The sequence below is a fragment of the Micromonospora sp. NPDC051227 genome, assembly GCF_044455385.1.
GTDB lineage: Bacteria > Actinomycetota > Actinomycetes > Mycobacteriales > Micromonosporaceae > Micromonospora.
The window spans coordinates 158,434-176,646 of the sequence record NZ_JBITET010000005.1; the positions used below are offsets into that span (position 1 = coordinate 158,434).

At 70.2% G+C, this 18,213-nt stretch carries 8 protein-coding genes and 2 pseudogenes; 4 read left to right on the plus strand and 6 right to left on the minus strand.

Going from position 1 to position 18,213, the window contains the following annotated elements; genetic code table 11:
* Nucleotides 1–8: 8 nt before the first annotated feature.
* Nucleotides 9–8,138: an RHS repeat-associated core domain-containing protein gene (locus ACIA47_RS15615; protein WP_396708452.1), complete on the minus strand. Its 8,130-nt coding sequence runs from the start codon at nt 8,136–8,138 to the stop codon at nt 9–11.
* A 304-nt stretch (nt 8,139–8,442) separates the two neighbouring features.
* Here ACIA47_RS15615 and ACIA47_RS15620 point away from each other — a divergent pair.
* Nucleotides 8,443–8,802 (plus strand): annotated as a pseudogene (locus tag ACIA47_RS15620) (hypothetical protein).
* 157 nt (nt 8,803–8,959) lie between these two features.
* A complete protein-coding gene (locus ACIA47_RS15625; protein ID WP_396708801.1) occupies nt 8,960–11,029 on the plus strand; it encodes an MMPL family transporter in 2,070 nt (689 codons plus the stop codon).
* A gap of 163 nt (nt 11,030–11,192) precedes the next feature.
* On the opposite strand, the gene ACIA47_RS15630 is transcribed toward ACIA47_RS15625, so the two are convergent.
* Nucleotides 11,193–12,644 (minus strand): ATP-binding protein, encoded by a 1,452-nt coding sequence (locus ACIA47_RS15630; protein ID WP_396708454.1) that lies wholly within the window; start codon nt 12,642–12,644, stop codon nt 11,193–11,195.
* On the minus strand, nt 12,641–13,324 hold the full coding sequence (locus tag ACIA47_RS15635) for a response regulator transcription factor (protein ID WP_396708456.1): 684 nt from the start codon (nt 13,322–13,324) through the stop codon (nt 12,641–12,643). The genes ACIA47_RS15630 and ACIA47_RS15635 overlap by 4 nt, the downstream gene beginning before the upstream one ends.
* 238 nt (nt 13,325–13,562) lie before the next feature.
* Between ACIA47_RS15635 and ACIA47_RS15640 the strand changes: the two genes are divergently transcribed.
* Entirely contained in the window at nt 13,563–14,240 is a 678-nt protein-coding gene (locus ACIA47_RS15640) for a hypothetical protein (protein ID WP_203118062.1), read from the plus strand.
* A 151-nt stretch (nt 14,241–14,391) separates the two neighbouring features.
* Here the strand turns inward: ACIA47_RS15640 and ACIA47_RS15645 are convergent, their stop codons facing one another.
* The 3 genes and pseudogenes from ACIA47_RS15645 to ACIA47_RS15655 all read right to left on the minus strand — a co-directional run.
* The gene (locus ACIA47_RS15645; protein WP_203118060.1) at nt 14,392–15,195 is read right to left on the minus strand and encodes a TIGR03943 family putative permease subunit; all 804 of its coding nucleotides are present in this window, start codon (nt 15,193–15,195) and stop codon (nt 14,392–14,394) included.
* On the minus strand, nt 15,192–16,274 hold the full coding sequence (locus ACIA47_RS15650; protein WP_396708459.1) for a permease: 1,083 nt from the start codon (nt 16,272–16,274) through the stop codon (nt 15,192–15,194). The genes ACIA47_RS15645 and ACIA47_RS15650 overlap by 4 nt, the downstream gene beginning before the upstream one ends.
* A gap of 435 nt (nt 16,275–16,709) precedes the next feature.
* Nucleotides 16,710–16,904: pseudogene (locus ACIA47_RS15655) on the minus strand (hypothetical protein); the annotation flags it as partial.
* Nucleotides 16,905–17,388: 484 nt separating this feature from the next.
* Between ACIA47_RS15655 and ACIA47_RS15660 the strand changes: the two are divergent.
* Entirely contained in the window at nt 17,389–17,805 is a 417-nt protein-coding gene (locus ACIA47_RS15660; protein WP_203118058.1) for a Fur family transcriptional regulator, read from the plus strand.
* Nucleotides 17,806–18,213 lie beyond the last annotated feature (408 nt).

Consider the following 18,213-nt stretch of genomic DNA (forward strand, 5'->3'; position numbering starts at 1 on the left):
TCCTCTTCTCACACTTGGTTCGGCATCCGCTCGCCGATGGTCGTGGCCCACAGTTGCAGCAGCGTGGGAGAACGCACCCACAGCGGCGGGTGCAGGCCCGCCTCCCGGAGCACGCCGCTGGCGTAGGTGGTGCAGTTGTTGGTGAAGACCGAGAAACGACCCGCCGCCGCCTCCGCGCTCCTCTGCGCGAACTCGTCGGCGGCCTGCACGTTCTGTCCGGGCAGGTGGATGCGGCGTACGTAGCGGCGGGGGATGCCGTTTCCGCTCATGGGTTCGTAGTCCACGTTCCGGACGTTGATCGTGGTGTGCTGCCCACCGCGGAAGGTCGCCTTGACGTTGCCGAGGTCGGCGTTCAGGTCGCTGATCCGGGTGGTGGCCGCGCCTGGCGCGCGGGTGCCGATCTGCGTGTGCCAGACGCTGCCCTGGTCGTAGTTCATGACGTAGGCGGCCCCTGCTTCGCCGGCTGCCTGTGCCCGACGACCGGCGCTCAGCGTCATCCGCGTGCGCAGCATGTTGCCGCGGCCCAGAACACCGCCGAGGGCCCCGCCGACGGCTCCGCCGAGCGCTCCCAGGGCGGTCGACAGGCCAGCGCCGGCGCCGAAATCCTGACCCTGAAGGTGGTTGGTGACGCCGTTGCTGATGAATCCGTCGAGGGCGCCGAGTCCGGTGCCGATGAACGTCTCGATGCCGAGCGACGCGGCCACGCTGGTGGTGGCCGCCGCCGACACGAATCCCAGCCCGGCAGCCGCCAGGCCGAACGCCGCTCCCAGGCCCACCGAGATGCCCCACTCCTTCCAGGTCGCCTGCGGTCCTTCGGCGTTGGCGTGGCCCAGTCCGTAGGCGGCGCTGGCGATCCCGCCGCCGATGAGGAGGCCGCCGAGCAGGGTGCCGCCCACCATGAGCGGCCAGGCGAGTCCGGCGGTCCCGATCGTGAGCGCGAATCCGGCCAGGGTGACGGCGACGCCTCCCAGGACAGCGCCGAATGCCGGCCAGGACCAGGCGAACCCGCCGCTGGGGTCGTAGCCGTTGACGGGATCTCCGCCGGCGTAGAGGTAAGGGCTTGGATACTGCCCGGCCGGGTCCATGCTCAGGAACCGCCCGGTGTCCGGGTCGTAGAGGCGCTGTGGGAAGAGGTAGAGGCCGGTGCCCGGGTCGCGCTCGGCGCCGGTGAACAGGTACGGGTAGGTGGCGCTCGCGCCGTGGTCCACTGGGGTGCCGAGGAATCCACCGGCAGGCAGGTAGGTGAACGCGCCGATGAGGCCGGTCGAGTCGTAGACGCCGCGGGTCGAGCCGAGCCGGCCGCGCAGGACGTACGCGGTGCCCTGCGGTGACCAGACGGCGATGATGCCGCCGGGTCCCGGGATGAGGTAGCCGGACCGCCGGGTCCCGTCCGGGTCGACGTGGTGCAGCGCCAGCGGCGCCGCGTCAGGGCCCGGTACGGAGAGCCGTTGCCGGTCGTGGGTGGTGCGCAGGAGCAGCGTGCCGTCGGCGTCGCGGGTCAGGCGGAGCGCCCCAGCGGCCCCGGTCAGGCTGGTGGGAAGCCCGGAGACCGCCTCGTAGCGTAGGTCGCGCACGCTCAGCGGCGGCGCGTCGGTGACGTTGCCGTCCCGGTCGTAGCCGAACGGGGCGCTCTCCACGTCGTCGTCCTGCGTGGTGCACAGCCGGTTGGTGCCGTCGCGGTAGTGCAGGCGCTGGGACACGCCGGCGGCGGTGCGGGTCGTCAGGTTGCCGTTCGCGTCGTAGGTCAGTCCGCTCAACCCGAACCGCTCACCCGCGCTGCAGTCGGCCACGGCGAGGCGGCCCAGCGGGTCGTAGCCGTAGCGCACGGTGACATCGGGCAGGAAGCCATCCTGGCGTACGCCGGTGAAGCGGGTGCCGGTTCGGGCGGCGCGGCCGTCGTGGCAGCCGCTGTCGTCGTATCCGCCGCTGGTGTAGTCGGTGGTCTCGGTCAGGTAGCGGTCCTCGACGCGGGTCAGCCATCCGGGTGGGGTGTAGCGGTAGGCGCGGGTGAGCTCCGCCGGGGTCCCGGGAGCGAACACCTCGCTGGCCAGCGCGCCGCCGGGGGTGTAGGTGAACCGGGCCAGGTCGGTGTCCTGGCCGGCGTGCTCGCCGGTGACCGAGACCAGGTTGTTGAAACCGTCGGTGGCGAGTCGGGCGGTGAACGCGTTCGCCCCGAGCTGGGCGTCGTAGGTGATGGCGGTGACCGCGCCCGTGGCGTCGTGGTCCAATGCGACGGTGTGCGGGGCGTCGTCGTAGGAGGCGACGTGGATCGTGCGGGTGGTGACCAGGCCCCGTTGGTCGTAGGTGTAGGTGCTGCGCGCGGATGCCGCGTCGTCGGTGGCGGGGCCGGTGCAGGTCTGCCACAGCCGGCCGTACAGCAGTGGGTCGGTGCCGTCGCCGTCGTAGCGGTAGCGGGCCAGCCAGGTGCCGGTGCCGGGCAACCAGGCGGGGTCGTCGGCATGTCGTTGCAGCTCGTCGCGATTCCAGGCCGCGACGCAGGTGCCCTGCTCCACCAGCCGGCTGAGGCTGTCGTACCGCCGGTAGCTGAGATAGCCCTCGCTGGCGGCCTGCGGGCCCTGACTGAACCGCAGCCGCCCGAGGGTGTCGTAGACGTGGTTGACGGTGCCGTCGAGGTCGGGTCCGGTGACCGACACGGGGTTGCCGACGAAGTCGTACTCGAATCGTTCGACGAAGCGGTCCCGGTCGGGCACCCGGGTGTCGGTGACGTTGGGTTGGTCCCTGCGCACCAGGTTGCCGTAGGGGTCGTAGTGGTTGCGCACGAGCGCGAAGCTTCCTGCTTCGCCGGTCAGGTCGCCCTGCGCGACGGCGACGGTCTGACCCAACCGGTCGCGCCACAGCCGCATCACCCGGCCGTCGGGGTCGGTGCTGACCTCGAGCGGGTACTGCCCGGCGGGCAGCTTGGGCAGGAGCGGCTGCTCTGTGTTCAGGCGGTAGTCGGTACGGGCGGTGTGCCGCTGTCCGACGGGGATCGACTCGACGATGGCGAACGCGCGGCCGGGCCGTCCGGATTCGACAGGTCGGCCCAGTGGCGAGGGTTCGAAGAGGGTGCGGGAGAACGGGTAGCCGCCGTCGTCGGGGTAGGCGCGGGTCAGCTCGCAGTCGCCCATCGCCCCGGTCTCGGGATCCAGGTCGGTCATCAGGCCGGGTCGGTAGCCGATCGGCTCACCGTCGACTTCGATGGTCTTGGTGGTGATCGCCGCCCGGCCGGCGCTGTCGTAGCCGGTGGCCGACAGCCGCACGCGGGTGTCGTCGACGCGGTGCAGTTGCCGGGGGCGGCCGGCGTTGTCGGTGAAGCAGATCCCGACCACCGGGGCGGTCCCGAACGCGATCCATCGCAGCGCCAGCGGTCCGTCGGTGGCGAAGGCCACCGGACCGGCGAAGCCGTCCGGTGTGACCCGCTGGAGCAGCAGTTCACCGTCGACGTACCAGAGCATGCGGTGTGGCCAGACGATGAGCATCAGGTCGGTGCCGGGTTCCGCCGGTGCCGAGGCCGCCACCTCACCGTTGGGCCGGTGCAGCGTCCAGCAGCCGTCGGCCCAGCGTACGCACCACTCGCCGAGGGTGAGCCGCACCGGTCGCCGTACGGCCGGCTCGGCGGCCAGGGCGAGACGCAGCAGGTAGCTGCCCTCGGGCGTCTCGGTGAGGGCGAGCGTGCCGGTGCCGTCCTGCGCGTAGCGCAGCAGGCCCGGTTCCTGCTGCCAGCCGGCGTCGGCGCGCCACTGCGCGCGCCACTGGTCGCCCTGCCGGAAGTCGGTGAAGGTGCCGGGTCCGCGCAGCGACGCCACCAGGGTGGCGTTCGGCCGCGCGGGGTCGAAGGTGTCGCGTGCGCAGCGCCAGACGTACTCGGCGGTGGCCGACAACGGCCAGTTGTCGAAGCCGACGTCCAGCACGGGTCGGGTCAGCAGGTCGTAGCCGATGCGCCGGGTGTCGCTGAGCATGTCCACCGTGGCGCGCAGTTCCTGCCCGTCCGGGGAGTACACCGAGGCCTGCAGGCTGGCCGTGACCGGGGCGAACGCGAGGTCGTCGACGAGGAGGTACCGCCGGTCCTGGCGGCTGGTGAGGGTGGGTGTCACCGACGCGATGGCGCCCAGGTCGAGCGCCTGCGGGTCGATCAGCTGGTGCAGCCAGCGCCAACGGTCGTCGGTGGCGGGGATGGACAGCACGATCTCGGCTGTGCGGCCCTGCTCGTCGCGGACCGTGGTGCGCAACGCGGCGAGATCCGGGTCGTCGACGAACCCCGGCTGGGTGCAGATCCAGCACGACAGTTGATAGGGCCGGTCGCCGTGGGCCGGGGTGAACTCGTTGGTGATGCCGATGGCGCAGTCGGGGTCACCGGGGATGGCCAGTCGCCGTGACCCGGAGTGCGCCGGGCCCTCGGTGATGTACCCGGTCGGGTCGAGGCCGGCGGGGGTGAGCGTCCAGCCGCCGTCGTCCTCGTACTCCTCGAAGCCGTACCAGCACACCTCGCCGTGTCGGGGGTCGGCGTTGGCCGTGGTGGCGACCGCGAAGCGGAGCTCGCGGTCGTAGATGGCGGCGGCGACGTGCCCGCTGGCGTCCAGTGCCGCCAGCGGCTGGGCCCGCTCGGTGACGTCGAGGACCTGGCGGGCGCAGAGCCAGCCCGGTCCGGGCTCGGCGTCCGAGCCCCACCCCGGGAAGGTCGGATCGTCGACGCCCAACCACTGGTAGCCTCGCTCGGCCGCCCAGGGCCCCCACTTGTTGCGGTAGGTGGTGACCTCGCTGGCGGTGACCACGTCCGCCGTGAGGTCGCTGGTGGTGACCTGGCTGGTCGGGACGAGGCAGTTGAGCTCGCGCAGGCCCGGATAGGTCTGCCAGGCGTAGGACGTGTCCCGGCGCAGCCGCCGCCGCACCCCCTGGTCGTCGGTGTTGTCACGGATCTCGCGGCACGGCTGCCCGTGGTCGTTGTACTCATGTTCGGTGGCGTCGACCAGCCACCCGTACACGGTGAACCGTGTCCCGTCGGCGATCACCTGGTACTTCGTGCCGTCGGCGTCGGTGAGCCGCCAGCGCCGGTCGGGCACCTCCTCGTGCACCGCCACCGGGTCGGTCAGGGGTACGCCGTGTGCGGTGAAGTGCGTCAGTAACGCGGCCTGCACCCCGTGCTCGCGGGTGTCGGCGCGGTCCGTGTCGGCGGTGAAGAGCTCTCCGGCGGTCGCCTGGGTCTGCCTGCGCACTCTGGTCCAGGCACCGACGATGCGCAGGTCGCTGTCCTGACCCGTGTACGTGTAGGGATAGCTGACGCTCTCGCTGACCTGGCGACCGTCGGCGTCGAAGGCGCGGGTGCGGAACAGTTGCCCGTTGAGCTTGCTGAAGTACGCCCGGGCGTTGCTGTACTGATCGGACACCGGGTAGAGCACGCCGGGCACGCTCGGGCTGAGCCCGTTGAAGAACACGCGTTCGACGCAGCCCTGGCCGCCGTCGTCGGGCGCGGCACGGACCGTCACGTACTGGGTGACGAGCCCGTACGGGTCGTAGGTCGCGGTGGCGAGGTCGTAGTCCAGCGTCGTGTGCCGGGCCTGGTAGCCGGTGTCGCTGCCGACGCGGACCACCGGGTAGGCCACCAGCCGGGTGGCGGTCCGGCCGTCGACGACCCGGTACAGGGCAAGGCTGGTGGCGTGGTCGAAGTCAGGGCCACGGTAGGTGACGACCGTCTCCGGGCCGGTGAGGATCTGGCCGGGCTGCGGGTCGTGGACCACCACCCGTTCGCCGGGCAGGGCGACTGACTCCCGCACCGCGGCGTCGACGAGCGTGACCAGGTGAGTCGCGCCGCTGCGGTCCTCATAGCTCAGGTAGCCCGGCGCGGCGTTGGTCAGGGTCGCCAGGTCCGCGTCGGACGGCAGGGTGTACACGGTGCTCCAGGTGCCCTCTGGTGTGCGCCAGAGCAGGTCGCGGCCGACCGTGCGATAGCCCTCGGCGAGGGTGGGCAGCCCAGGGCTGGTGCCGTTGGTCCGGGTGGGGGTGCGCCAGGCGTTGCGGTAGGGGTCGTACTCGTACAGCTCGGCTGACCACTGGCCGCTGTCCTGGACGGTGATGGCGTAGGCGGTGTCGGCGGCGTAGTGGTAGGTGTAGCGGGGGCCGACGGTGGGGCGGGTCGAGGCGACCTGCTGCCAGCGGGCGCCGTCGAAGCGGAACAGGTGCTCGCCGTTGGCAGCGGTCGACCCGTTCACCGTCGCGTATCCGACCGGGTTGCGGGCGTCCACGGGCTGGCTGCCGTCGACCTTCAAGACCTGCCCGAACCGATATGCCGTGGACCAGGTGACCAATCGGCTGGCGTACCGCACGGTCCCGGCCGCGTCGTCGAAGGTGGTCACGAAGCCGAGCACGGCGAAGGACGCGCCGATGGCGAGTAGCCGATCGGTCGAGGTGGCTGTCCAGTCGATGTCGACGGTTTCGCTGACGGTGTCTCCGCGCCGCCAGTGCCGCTCCGCGTCGCAGTGATGGACGGCAACGCTCAGCGTTCGGCTCTGCTCGGCGTAGGTGACGGCGACGCAGACGCCTGCGCCGCTGGCCAGCGCGACGCGGTCCACTCCGCTCAGCCCGAAGTCCTGCTCGATCCAGCGCCGCTCGACCGGATCCCACGTGACGATCTTCAACTGCCCTGCCTGGGCGTCCGCGACGGCGACGAAACCGCCGCCGACGCTGACCGCCGGCTCGGCCATCGGCCCATCGAGCGTGACCGGGTACGTGTCACGTTGCCACTCGCCGAAGCGGAACGGCTCCGCGCGGACCAGGTGGACCCGGTACTGAGCGCTGCGCGCGTCCTGGTACCAGACGGCGAAGAATTCGTCGGTGGTGAGCACCCGCAGGGTTGCGGGCGTCGCCGCCCACCGTCGGGTGTCCTGTTGCGCGGACCAGCTGCCGTTCCAGGAGTACACGCCGGTGGTGATCTGACCGGTGGTGCTGTTCTCCCAGGTCAGGACGGTGTAGGTGGGGCCGTGCCAGACCCGGGGTGTCCCGCCGGCGGCCGGTCGTTGGATCGCGACCCGCAGCGCGGTGTTGGGCAGCTCGGCGGCGCGGTACTCGTATCCCGCCTGCCCGCCCTGCGGCGTGCGCGCGCCGCACATCGCGCCCGGGTTCGTGCCCTCGGCGCGGTGGTAGTCGAACTCCAGCTCCGGCAGGGCTCCGCCAGCGGCCAGCTCCTGCCCGACGGCGATGAGATAGCGCTTGAGGTACCGGCTGTCGTCGGCGTGGCGGGAGTGGTTGTGCAGCGCGTAGCGCAGCCTCGTGGTCAGCACGGTGCCGCCGGCGCTGTCGCGCACGACGATCTGGTCGAGGTAGTGGTCCTCGAGCTGGAACTGGTAGGCGTTCTGGCCGCCGTGCGGCGGCACGTACGGAGACGGGGTCTCGCAGGGCTCCTTCGACAGGTAACGGAAGTCGACGGTCTGCCCGAACACGTCGACGATCTGGCGGAGCCGGCACGAGCGGGTGCAACGCGCCTGCGGGCTCGCCCCGATCAGCACGTCGTCGATGTCGTACTCGAACGACACGGTGTCGCCCGCCAGCGAGCGGATGTGCAGGAGGTTCCACGCCAGCGGAAAACTCATCCCGCCCGCAAGTGTGGACGGGCCGATCCAGTTGCCCCACCGCACGCCGCGCTGCACCGCCCCCAGCCCGTAGGTGGAGGTGCTGCCGTCCTCCCGGACGATGGTCCAGTACTCGGATTCCGGGCAGGTGGGGTCCGGGTGGTAGGTGATCTGCCAGAACGGCTGGTCGACAAGTTGGAAACACTGCGCCGGCCCGTCGACGCCCACTCGCACGAGCTGTCGCGCAGCGCCGCCGGTGATCAGGTAGAACACGTCGTCAACCGTCGTGCCACTGGTCTGGGACTCGACGACGACGCGTTCGTACGGCAGGGACCAGCCCAGGCCGAGCACCCCGGTGGGTGAGGTGAGGTTGGACCGCTGCACGGAATGGTGCACTCCGCTGCCGTAGAAGGCGGTGACGGTGACGTCCAAGCCGCCACGGCCGGTCAACGAAACCAGGTCCAGGGGCAGGTTTACCTCCCCGCGGAACATGTTCACCACGTCAGCGACGTCACCACCGACGAGCAGCTGCGACGTCCGTACCCCTGGCGCGGCCGCTGCTTGCGCCACGGCCATCGTGGCCACCCCCGTCTGCCGACAGCCGATTGCACTCGCGTCGACTGGGTGGCGACGCAGGTACCGAGAATATCGACCAGACCTCGCAAAGGGTTACAAAGGCCATAAAGCGCATCAAAGGATGTACGGCTTGCCGCTCCGTTCGGGCGGCGATCAGGTTGAGGTGAGCTGGCCGACCTCCAACAGCCCGGATCCGACGCGGTGCTGCTCGTCGTCGACCAGCCGGACGGGATGCGGTGGTCATGGACCCGCGGTTCCGCCCTCATGTCCACCGGAGTGACGCTCATCGAGTTGACCGACCACCATGAACGCGGCGTTCGGCACGTCGTACCTGGTGGTGGGCGGTGGCAAACGGCAGCTACCTGCCGCACGTGATCACCTGCCCGGTCCGGACGTCGCCACCGCGGTGATCCGGTCCGCGGACCTGCTGCGTGAGGGTTGTGTGCTTCTGCTGGGCCTCGCCGACAGCGCGGAGGTCCGCGACGCCGCGGCCGCGTGGACCGGACGGGTCAACACCGTCACCGCCCGCACGGACCGGGTGGACGTCGACGCGTAGCTGATCCGGCCCGACGGCTGCGTCGCCTGCGCTTTGCCCACCGCGCAGGATCTGGACACCACCGCGCTGGTGCGTGCGCTCGGCACCTGGTTCGGCCACCCGGCCTGAGCGGCGCATTAACGGTCGTCTCAGATTCGCTCGGTACGAAGTCGGTATCAGATAAGTGATGTAACCCGTATGGAGGAAGCTAGTGATGGCAGTCAAGGCAGCGCCGCACGGGGAAGCGCCCGCCGGTCGCTTGGCAGGCCGGTGGGTGCCATGGTTGGTGATCGGGTTGTGGGTGGCGCTGGCGGCGGTCATGGTGCCGCTGAGCGGGAAGTTGAGCTCGGTCACCACCGACAGAGCCGTGGACACCCTGCCGGCCAATGCCGAGTCCACCAAGGTGGCGGTGCTGGAGGACAGCCTCCCTGGCGGCGAGGACAACACGTTCGTCTTCGTGTACCACCGCGCCGGCGGCATGACCGACGCCGACCGCGCCACGGTCGAGCGCCACTACAACACCCTTGCCAAGCGGTATCCGACGAAGACGGCGGCGTCCGGCGAAGAGGACGACGACGGCCCACCGACGAGGCTGTCCACCGACGGCAAGGCGATGATGTTCACCCTCGACGTGAGCACGACCTACGGCGCAGCGGAGACCCTCGTCGGCCCGTTGCGTGACGCCGCGAAGGACCGCCCCGCCGGCCTGGAACTCAAGGTGACCGGCCCGGCCGCGATCGACGGCGACATGGACGCCGTCTTCGACGGCATCGACCTGCAGGTCTTCCTCACCACCGTCATCGTCGTCACGCTCCTGCTGATCCTCACCTACCGCAGCCCGGTGTTGTGGTTCATCCCGCTCATGGCTGTGGGCGCGGCCGCACTGACCGCGATGGCGACCGTCTACCTGCTCGTCAAGGGCTTCGGCATCGTGATCAACGACCAGAACTCGGCGCTGCTGACGATCCTGGTATTCGGCGTCGGCACGGACTACGCGCTGTTGCTCATCGCCCGGTACCGGGAGACGCTGCACCACCACGAGAACGTCCGGGTGGCGATGGTCCACGCGCTACGCGGCGCGGCGCCGGCCATCATCGCGTCCGCGGCCACCGTGATCGCTGGCCTGCTCTGCCTGCTCGTCGCCGACCTGAACAGCACCAGCGGGCTGGGCCCGATCGGCGCGGCCGGCATCCTGTGCGCGCTGGTGGCCATGCTGACGCTGTTCCCGGCGATGCTCGTGGTGCTCGGCAGGCGGATCTTCTGGCCGGCCATCCCGCGGTTTAACACGGCCGTCCAGGAGAAGCCCGGGCTGTGGGGACGGCTCGGCACCGCCATCAGCCGCCGCCGGTGGGTGGCGACGCTCGGCTCGCTCGGCATCCTCGGCGTGCTCTGCATCGGGCTGACGGGCAACACCGGCGCCCTGCGGGAGCAGGACCAGTTCCTGTCCGCGCCGGAGTCGGTCACCGGCTTCACCGTCCTCCGCCAGCACTTCCCGGAGCTCGGCGGCCAGCCGATGACGATCTACACGCGGCCGGCGCACCAGGAGCGGGTGCTCGACATCGTCCAGGGCACTCGCGGTGTGGCAGTGGCCGTCCCGGGGCAGATCAGCGGAGGCTGGGCCGACATCTCCGTGTTCCCGACCGACGCGCCGGACACCGCCGCGGAGTACGACACCATCAAGCGGGTGCGCACCGCCGTGCACGCGGTGAACGGGGCGGAGGCGATCGTCGGCGGGCCGAGCGCGGAGAACCTCGACACCGAGGTCACCACCACCCGCGACGAGAAGCTGGTGATTCCGCTGGTGCTCACCGTCGTCCTGATCGTCCTCGGGCTACTGCTCCGAGCGATCGTGGCCCCGCTGGTCCTGATGGCGACTGTGATCGTCTCATTCGCCGCAGCCTTCGGCGGCAGCGTGTTCGTCTTCGACACGATCCTCGGGTTCAAGGGCGTCGACTATTCGGTGCCGCTGCTGGCATTCCTGTTCCTGGTGGCGCTCGGCATCGACTACAACATTTTCCTGGCCAGCCGGGCCCGGGAGGAGACCGTGCGCCTCGGCACCAGAGAGGGCATGCTCAAAGCCCTCTCCGCCACCGGTGGCGTCATCACCTCGGCAGGCCTGGTCCTAGCGGCCACGTTCGCGGTCCTCGCCTCACTTCCGCTGGTGATGCTGATCGAGGTCGGGTTCCTGGTCGCCTTCGGCGTGCTGCTCGACGCCTTGCTGGTGCGGTCGGTCCTGGTGCCCGCCCTCACCCTGCTGATCGGCCGGCGGATGTGGTGGCCGAGCCGGTTGTCCCGACCGGTGGAGCTGCCGGACGATCAACGGCCGCTCGTGGAGGGGCCCGCGCCGCAACGGTGAGCGCGGCGGCACAGTCGAGATCCGGGACGGGCTCTTGCCCGTCCCGGATCTTTGTCATGGCCCGGCGGCCGTCACCGTGCCCCCCGCCCTTGTCCTGCGCCGCCCGCTGCGGCGGGTCCTGGCACCGCGCGCCGTGTCGGTCCCGGCGCCGTGCCGCAGCGGGTCAGCGCGCCACCGTGTCCACTCCCGCGGTGAGCCGCGTGATCCGAGCGGGCGGGGCGGCGGCCGGAAGGATGATCCGCAGCAGCGCGCCACCGCGTGCGGACCGGGCGACGGTGACCCGGCCGGCGTGGGCGTCGACGACCCGCTGCACGATCGACAGCCCCAGACCTGATCCGGGCAACGCCCGGGCGCTGTCGGCACGGTAGAACCGGTCGAACACCCGCGGTACGTCGGCGGCGTCGATGCCCGGCCCGGCGTCGTCGACCTCCAGGACCGCCGACGCGCCCTCGGCACGGAGCCGGACCTGGACCGGCTGGTCAGCGGGGGACCACTTGCCGGCGTTGTCGATGAGGTTGAGCACCGCCCGCTGGAGCGCAGCGGGACGCCCGCTCACCCAGACGGAGGTCACGTCGAGCGCGACCTCGATGTCGGGCACGCGGGAACGCGCCCGGGCCGCGGCGGCCACCACCACGTCGGCGAAATCGAGCAGCTCGGTGCTCTCGTCGCTGACGTCGCCGCGCGCCAGGTCGGTCAGCTCGGCGGCAAGGGTGCTCAACTCGGCCACCTGGGCGCCGAGATCGTTGAGCAGCCGGGTCCGGCTCTCCGCCGGCAGTGCGCTGTCCAGCGTGCCGCGCCGATCCAGCCGGATCAGCAGCTCAACGTTGAGGCGCAGGCTGGTGAGCGGGGTCTTGAGTTCGTGGGCGGCGTCCTCGGCGAGCAGCCGCTGGGCCCGCCGGGAGTCCCGGAGCGCGGCGAGCATGTCGTTGATCGACTGGATCAGCCGCCGGATCTCCCCACCGCCCTCATCCGGGATGTCGGCGTCGAGATCCCGGGTGTGCGCGACACGAACCGCGGCAGCGGCCAGCCGGTCGATCGGTGCCAGCCCGGCCCGCGCCACGGTCCGCCCGACAAGGGCGCCCCCGGCCACGCAGAGCAGCCCGATCAGCAACATGCCCAACCCGAACTGGTTGATCGGGCTGTCGTCGGCGACGCGGGCCACCTGCACCGCGCCGTCGCCCGCCCGCAGCGTGTAGATGCGGTAGCCGTCCTCGTCGCTGTCGGTCGACTCCATCAGGTCGGCCAGCCCGCCCTGCGCCACGCGCCCGGCGTGCCCGCTGACGGGGGGCAGCGCGGGTTGGCCGGCCGGCGTGCGGGTCGAACCGTCGGGCAGAATGACCCGCACCAGCCGACCGGATCCTGGATACGGCGGTAGCTGGACCTGCGCCAGACCGGTGTGCTCCACGGTCGTCGCCAGGACGCGGCAATCCGCGCGTAGCTGATTCTCGGCGTTGTTCTGCAGCTCCGAGTCCAGCAGCTCGCTGGCCACCTGGAAGGCCACGAACACGCTGACCGCGATGGCCGTCGCCGCGATCACCGTCAGCCTGGTCCGCAGGGACCGCCGGCGCCACCATCGGGTCAGCCGACGCGGTTCCCGGCCGGCGGGCCTGCTCACGGAGGAGTCTCCCGCAGCGTGTACCCCAAGCCGCGCAGCGTGTAGATCAATCGCGGCTCACCCTCAGCCTCCATCTTGCGGCGCAGATAGCTCACGTACACCTGAAGGTTGTTGGCGGTGGTGCTCATGTCGAAGCCCCAGATCGCTTCGAACAGCGCGTCGCGGGTCAATACCCGGGTCGCGTTGCGCACGAGAACCTGTAGCAGGGAGAACTCGGTTCGGGTCAGATACAGCGGCCGCCCACCCCGCCACGCCTCGAACCTGTCGGGATCGAGCCGGACGTCGGCGAACGACAGGATCTGCGACTCGTCGTCGCCCGGCGCGCGGCGGCGCAGCAGAGCCCGGACCCGGGCCAGCAACTCCTCGGTGGCGAACGGCTTGGGCAGGTAGTCGTCGGCGCCCGCGTCCAGCCCCGCGACCCGGTCGGAGACCCGATCCCGTGCGGTCAGCATCAGCACCGGCAGATCCCGACCCGCCGCCCGCAGCCGCCGGCAGGTCTCCAACCCGCCGAGGCGGGGCATCATCACGTCTAAGATCAGCAGATCCGGCGCCGCGCCACTGATCCCGTCGAGCACGGCGAGACCGTTGGCGGCGGTGCTAGTGCCGTAACCCTCGACCTGAAGCACCCGCTCCAGCGACTCACGGATGGCCGCCTCGTCATCGGCGATCATGATCCGCACGCCAGCCCGCTCCCTCCAGTTGATGCTTTTGCGCTCATCCTCCCCGATCAACCTGAGGGCAGGATTAAGGGTGCTGTCAGCGCCAGTTCGAGCTCAGGTGCCTTCGTCTTTGCCGCGACATCACTTCCGGCGGCCTCGTGTCGCGGTGCACCGGTTGCCTAACCCAGGCTGGGTATCGACTGGCATCGGAAGGGAGGGCTAGGCTGCGATCAGGCTTCCATCGACGCAAGGGGATGTCGTGTCGCGCCGTACCGGTAAGCCCTCCTATCCGCTGGCGGCTCCTGACACGAGCCGCCGCCGCATGGCACGTGTCGCCGTCGTTGTCGCGACGGTTGGGCTCGCGGCTGTTCTGGTGGGAGGTGCCGCCGGTTACACGGCCAATCGGCCGGACGGCGTCGAGTCGGCTGTCGCTGACATACGCGAGGCCGACGCGAAGCGCGACAGTCAGCAAATCGTCGAGCTGACGGCAACGGCCCGCCGCCTTCGTGAGGAGATCTCTCCCATTCTCACCGTCCTTCGGGCGGACCCGCCAACCGGTGGGCAACCAGGGCCCGAACAGGCCCGCCAGTGGCGACAGACCATGCTGCGGGCGGCGGAGCCGTTCGCCAATCCTCCGTCGGGCACTACCGCGACTAATGTGGCACGCGGTGGTCTGCGCAGCGCCGTGGAGCAGGCGTCCCTGGCTGTCGAGTCGTATCTCCTCGCCGTCACCGGGCCGCCCACCCAACGGGCCGCTCTGACGGAACTGGCGAAACGTCAGGCGGTCCAAGCGGCGGCCGCCTGGTCCGTCGCGGCCACGCAGCTCGATCAGGTCAACATTGATGCCGGGCAAGGCCACCAGCATGTCTACCTGGACACCAGTCCCGGCGGCGGCGCCTTCACTCCCGACGGCGTGGCAGAAGGCTCTGGCGGGTGACCGATCGCCCGCGCCCTGCAACCTAGCGGGCCGCGCGGCTGCGCCATGGCTGGCTGTCCGGGCGTTGATGCTGCAACCCTGCTCGGCGGGTAACGATTCCGCGGCGCACGGTCGGCGTTGTCACGAATGTGCGTGCCCGTTTGGAGCAGGACTACTCGTACGGGTCCTTGGGGGCGGTCACCTGTCGCCAGGATTCGACGTCGATATAGGGGATTTCTTCGTCGTTGATGGGGTCGCGGGTGACGCGGTCGGTGTAGCGGCCGGTGACCTGGATCCAGGTGTCGTTGGCCAGACCGGTGGGCGCGTTGCCGGCCATGCCGAGTTTGACGGGTCGGCCGTCGGCGGCGCAGCAGGACAGGATCATGCGGGCGAGGATCGGTTGTCCGTCGGGTCCCGGGGTGATAAAGCCGGTGAGCTGGACCCGGCGGGTGCCGATCGACTGGCCCTTGTCGAACAGGGCGCGGGCGGCGTAGTCGAACACTGTGGTCGTCGCCGGATCGCCGGCAGGCAGGGGAGGGTAGTCGTAGTCGTAGTCCTGCTGAGCGGTGAGTGCGGTGCCTGCTTGGCCGGCGGCGTACGAGCCGAGGGCGGGCGGACTTACGAGCAGCAGGCCGAGGGCTGGGAGGAGAAGCAGCCAGGCGACTCGTGGTTCGTGGTGGGCGTGTTCGTCGTGGACATCTTCCGTCGTTGGCCCGCTCGTGATCTGTTCAGCGCTCTGCCGCCGGTTCCCGCCGGCGGGGTCCTCAGGGTCGTTGCGGTCCTCGGGCCCGTCGGCGTAGGGGCGCAGTTCGTACCAGAGGGTCATCACCGCGGCGGCGATCAGCAGCAGGCTGGCGGCGATGAGGAACGGTCGTAGCCCTTCCTTGACGTAGCGCAGGTAGAGGTCCGTGACGCTGGCCCGCAGGACCGCAGCCCCGAAGAAGATCATGACGCAGGCCTGAGCCATTCTGTTCACAGCAGCACCATCCCGGTGATGACGGCGACCGCGACGGCGACCGTGAAGGTGGCCGGCGCGAATCGGGCGGCGAAGCGCCGGCCGAAGATGCCGGCCTGCATGGAGATGAGTTTCAGATCGACCATCGGGCCGACTACCAGGAAGGCCAGCCGCGCGGTGAGGGAGAACTGCGACAGTGAGGCGGCGACGAACGCGTCCGCCTCGGAGCAGATCGACAGCAGGACCGCGAGCCCGGCCAGGGCGAGCACGGACAGCACCGGCTGGTCGGCGAGGGTCTGCAGCCACTGTTCGGGGACAACCACGTTGATGGTGGCTGCGGCCATCGCGCCGATGACAAGGAACCCGCCGGCGTGGACCACATCGTGGCGTGCGGCCGACCAAAATGCCTCCCCGCGTCGCAGCCCGTCCAGGTCGGGTCGACGCGGGAGTCGGATCCAGTCGGCGCGGCCCAGGCGCAGCCAGAGCCAGCCCATGACCATGGCGACGATGAGGCTGGCGACCGCGCGGGCGAGGACCATCTCGGGGTTGTTGGGAAAGGCGACGGCCGTGGCGACGAGAACGATCGGGTTGATCGCCGGCGCGGCGAGCAGGAATGCCAGTGCCGCCGCTGGTGTGACGCCGCGGCGGATCAGGGAGCCCGCGATCGGCACGGCCCCGCACTCGCAGCCGGGGAGGATCACCCCGGCGGCGCTGGCGACCGGGACGGCGAGGGCGGGATGCTTGGGCAGGGCCCGGGCCCAGAAGGAGCGGGGTACGAAGACCGCGATCACGGCGGAGAGCAGCACCCCGAAGACGAGGAATGGCACGGCCTGCACCATCACCGAGACGAACACCGTCGTCCAGGTCGCCAGCGACGGCGCGGACAGCAATCTCGCCAGCGGGTCGCGCAGGAAGATGAGCAGCACCAGCACGGCGGCGAGGATCTCGACCGAACCGATCCGGCCGACGAAGGGAAATAGGGGCCGGTGACCGTGGTCGTGCTGAGCAGCGTCGAGGCCTGGCGGCGTGCCGTCTGCGTCGGCGGGCGCGTCGGGGGCTGTGCTTGTGCGCGACGAGGTGGTGGGCTCGGATGCGGCCACGCCGCCTCCTTCTCTGCTCTGGGCATGTGGATACGGCGTCAGCTTGGTCGCCTACCCGTACTGGCGTTGGTGTAGAGCGACGTGCATGCCCTGACTTTCGGCTCGCTCGCAACCATCAACGGCGATGTGAGTGTATCGAGTGCGGCCTGTCTGCGTCCCGAAGCTGTGGAGGGCTAATCGCCTGCGCCAGAAGCTCTTGACCAGCGCAACTGCCCCCTCCTGCGCAGATCTTTTTGCCCGAGACCAGCACCGAGAAATAGGCCCTCGAAGAGCCCTCGCGGTGGCAGGCAGGGCGAAGATGCCGTCGCGGTCTCCGTGTCGCGTGGCGCGGGAGCCCATCCCACGAGATCAGAGATGGGCCCCCGCGCACTGCGGTGCGGAAGGATCAGTTGACGGCGCCGATGGCGACGGCGCCGCGTCCAACGACCGCGCCGTCGCCTCGGCCTGGGCGAGCAGCTTGGCGTCGTGCGAGCCCAACGCCTCGGCGGGCGTGGCCTGCGGAGTGTCGGGGGTGGAGGGAGCGGCGCTCGCGGTGGCGGCAGCGCCCGTCACGGTCATGGCGCCGGCGGTTAGGACCGATGCGAAGAGCGCGGCGGAGGTATGCCTGCTCAGGTTGCGGGGTCTACTCACGTTCTCTCTTCCTCCAGAGAACAGGCCCTGAGATGACAGGGCGCGTGTGAGCGAATCCTTCGTGGTGTTGGTAGTCGATGTCGATAGATGGTTCGACCTTGTGATCTCTCCGTGACATCGTCAGCTGGCCCTTCAGCTCTGAGGGCGAGGTCGGCCGCCATGGCCTCGAAGGACGGGCTCCTTCACCGGCCGGGCCGACGCCGCAAGCTCCGCCAGCAGGTCGCCTGCGGAGACCGCGTTCCGTCGGCGTTGCCGCCCTGTCGCTTATGCTGCCTTATCAGTACTCGTTCCGGTTTTCATTACCGCGCCCCGGTGGGTCGCGCTCCTTCCGCCACGGGCTGATTCGCACTGCCCCGCAACGGCAAGGAGGTGGGGTGGGTAGATGGTGCGGCGGCGTACATGCGCGACGACGCATAATGGTCCGACGGGCAGCGAGGCGACATGTCGGAAGCGGTAGGCCGGCGGCGCCTGAAATCACGGGAGGATGGCGGCCACGGTGAACCAGGCGATGCCGAATGTGACCCGGAACACCCGACAGCGGGCAGAGGTGCTGGCGCTGTTGCGCGAGGTGGAGGGCTTTCACTCGGCGCAGCAACTGCACCAGATGCTGCTGGCGCGTAAGGCGGGCGTCGGCCTGACCACCGTCTATCGGACGTTGCAGCTGCTGGTGGATGCCGGTGAGATCGATTCGACTCGACTGCCGGGCGGCGAACAACTCTTCCGCCGGTGCAGCCAGAGCAAACACCATCACCACCTGGTCTGCCGAGACTGTGGGCGAACGGTCGAGGTGGCCGGTCCGGCCGTGGAGCGGTGGGCCGACCAGGTTGCCGCGCAGCACGGGTTCGTCGACGTCGGTCACACCTTGGAGATTTTCGGCACCTGCGCCGAATGCGTTCGCTGAGCGATCGACGGATCGTCTCCTGAGGCCAGGGCGGGAAGTCCGGAAGAACCCGGCCTGGTCGGTCGGTGGCAGCCGAGCGCCTCGACGTGGGCTGACCCAGGCCGCGTCGCGTCGACGAAGCTCGTGGGCGTACTGGAGGGCAGCTCCCAGTCCTGGCCGCCGACGTCGCCAAGCTGCGCCAGCACCTTACCCTCTTCCAACTTCCCTGCAACTCGTTACCATTGTCGATATCCGTCGCAGGAGGGGGTACTTCTGTCACGGCGGATATCCGATCGGCGCGGCGTCCTATCCTGGCGTCGCGCCGGCCGGCTTCCACCCGAGCGGCAAGAGCGCTTGCGGCCAACAGGCATGGGCGCGCTCTCGCACTTACCTCGCTCATGAGGCCGCTCATCCATCAGGTGAACCGCA

Coding starts and splice junctions, on each gene's coding strand:
- ACIA47_RS15615 (WP_396708452.1), bottom strand. CDS start 8,138: ATGGCCGTGGCGCAAGCAGCGGCCGCGCCAGGGGTACGGACGTCGCAG.
- ACIA47_RS15660 (WP_203118058.1), top strand. CDS start 17,389: ATGGCGGCCACGGTGAACCAGGCGATGCCGAATGTGACCCGGAACACC.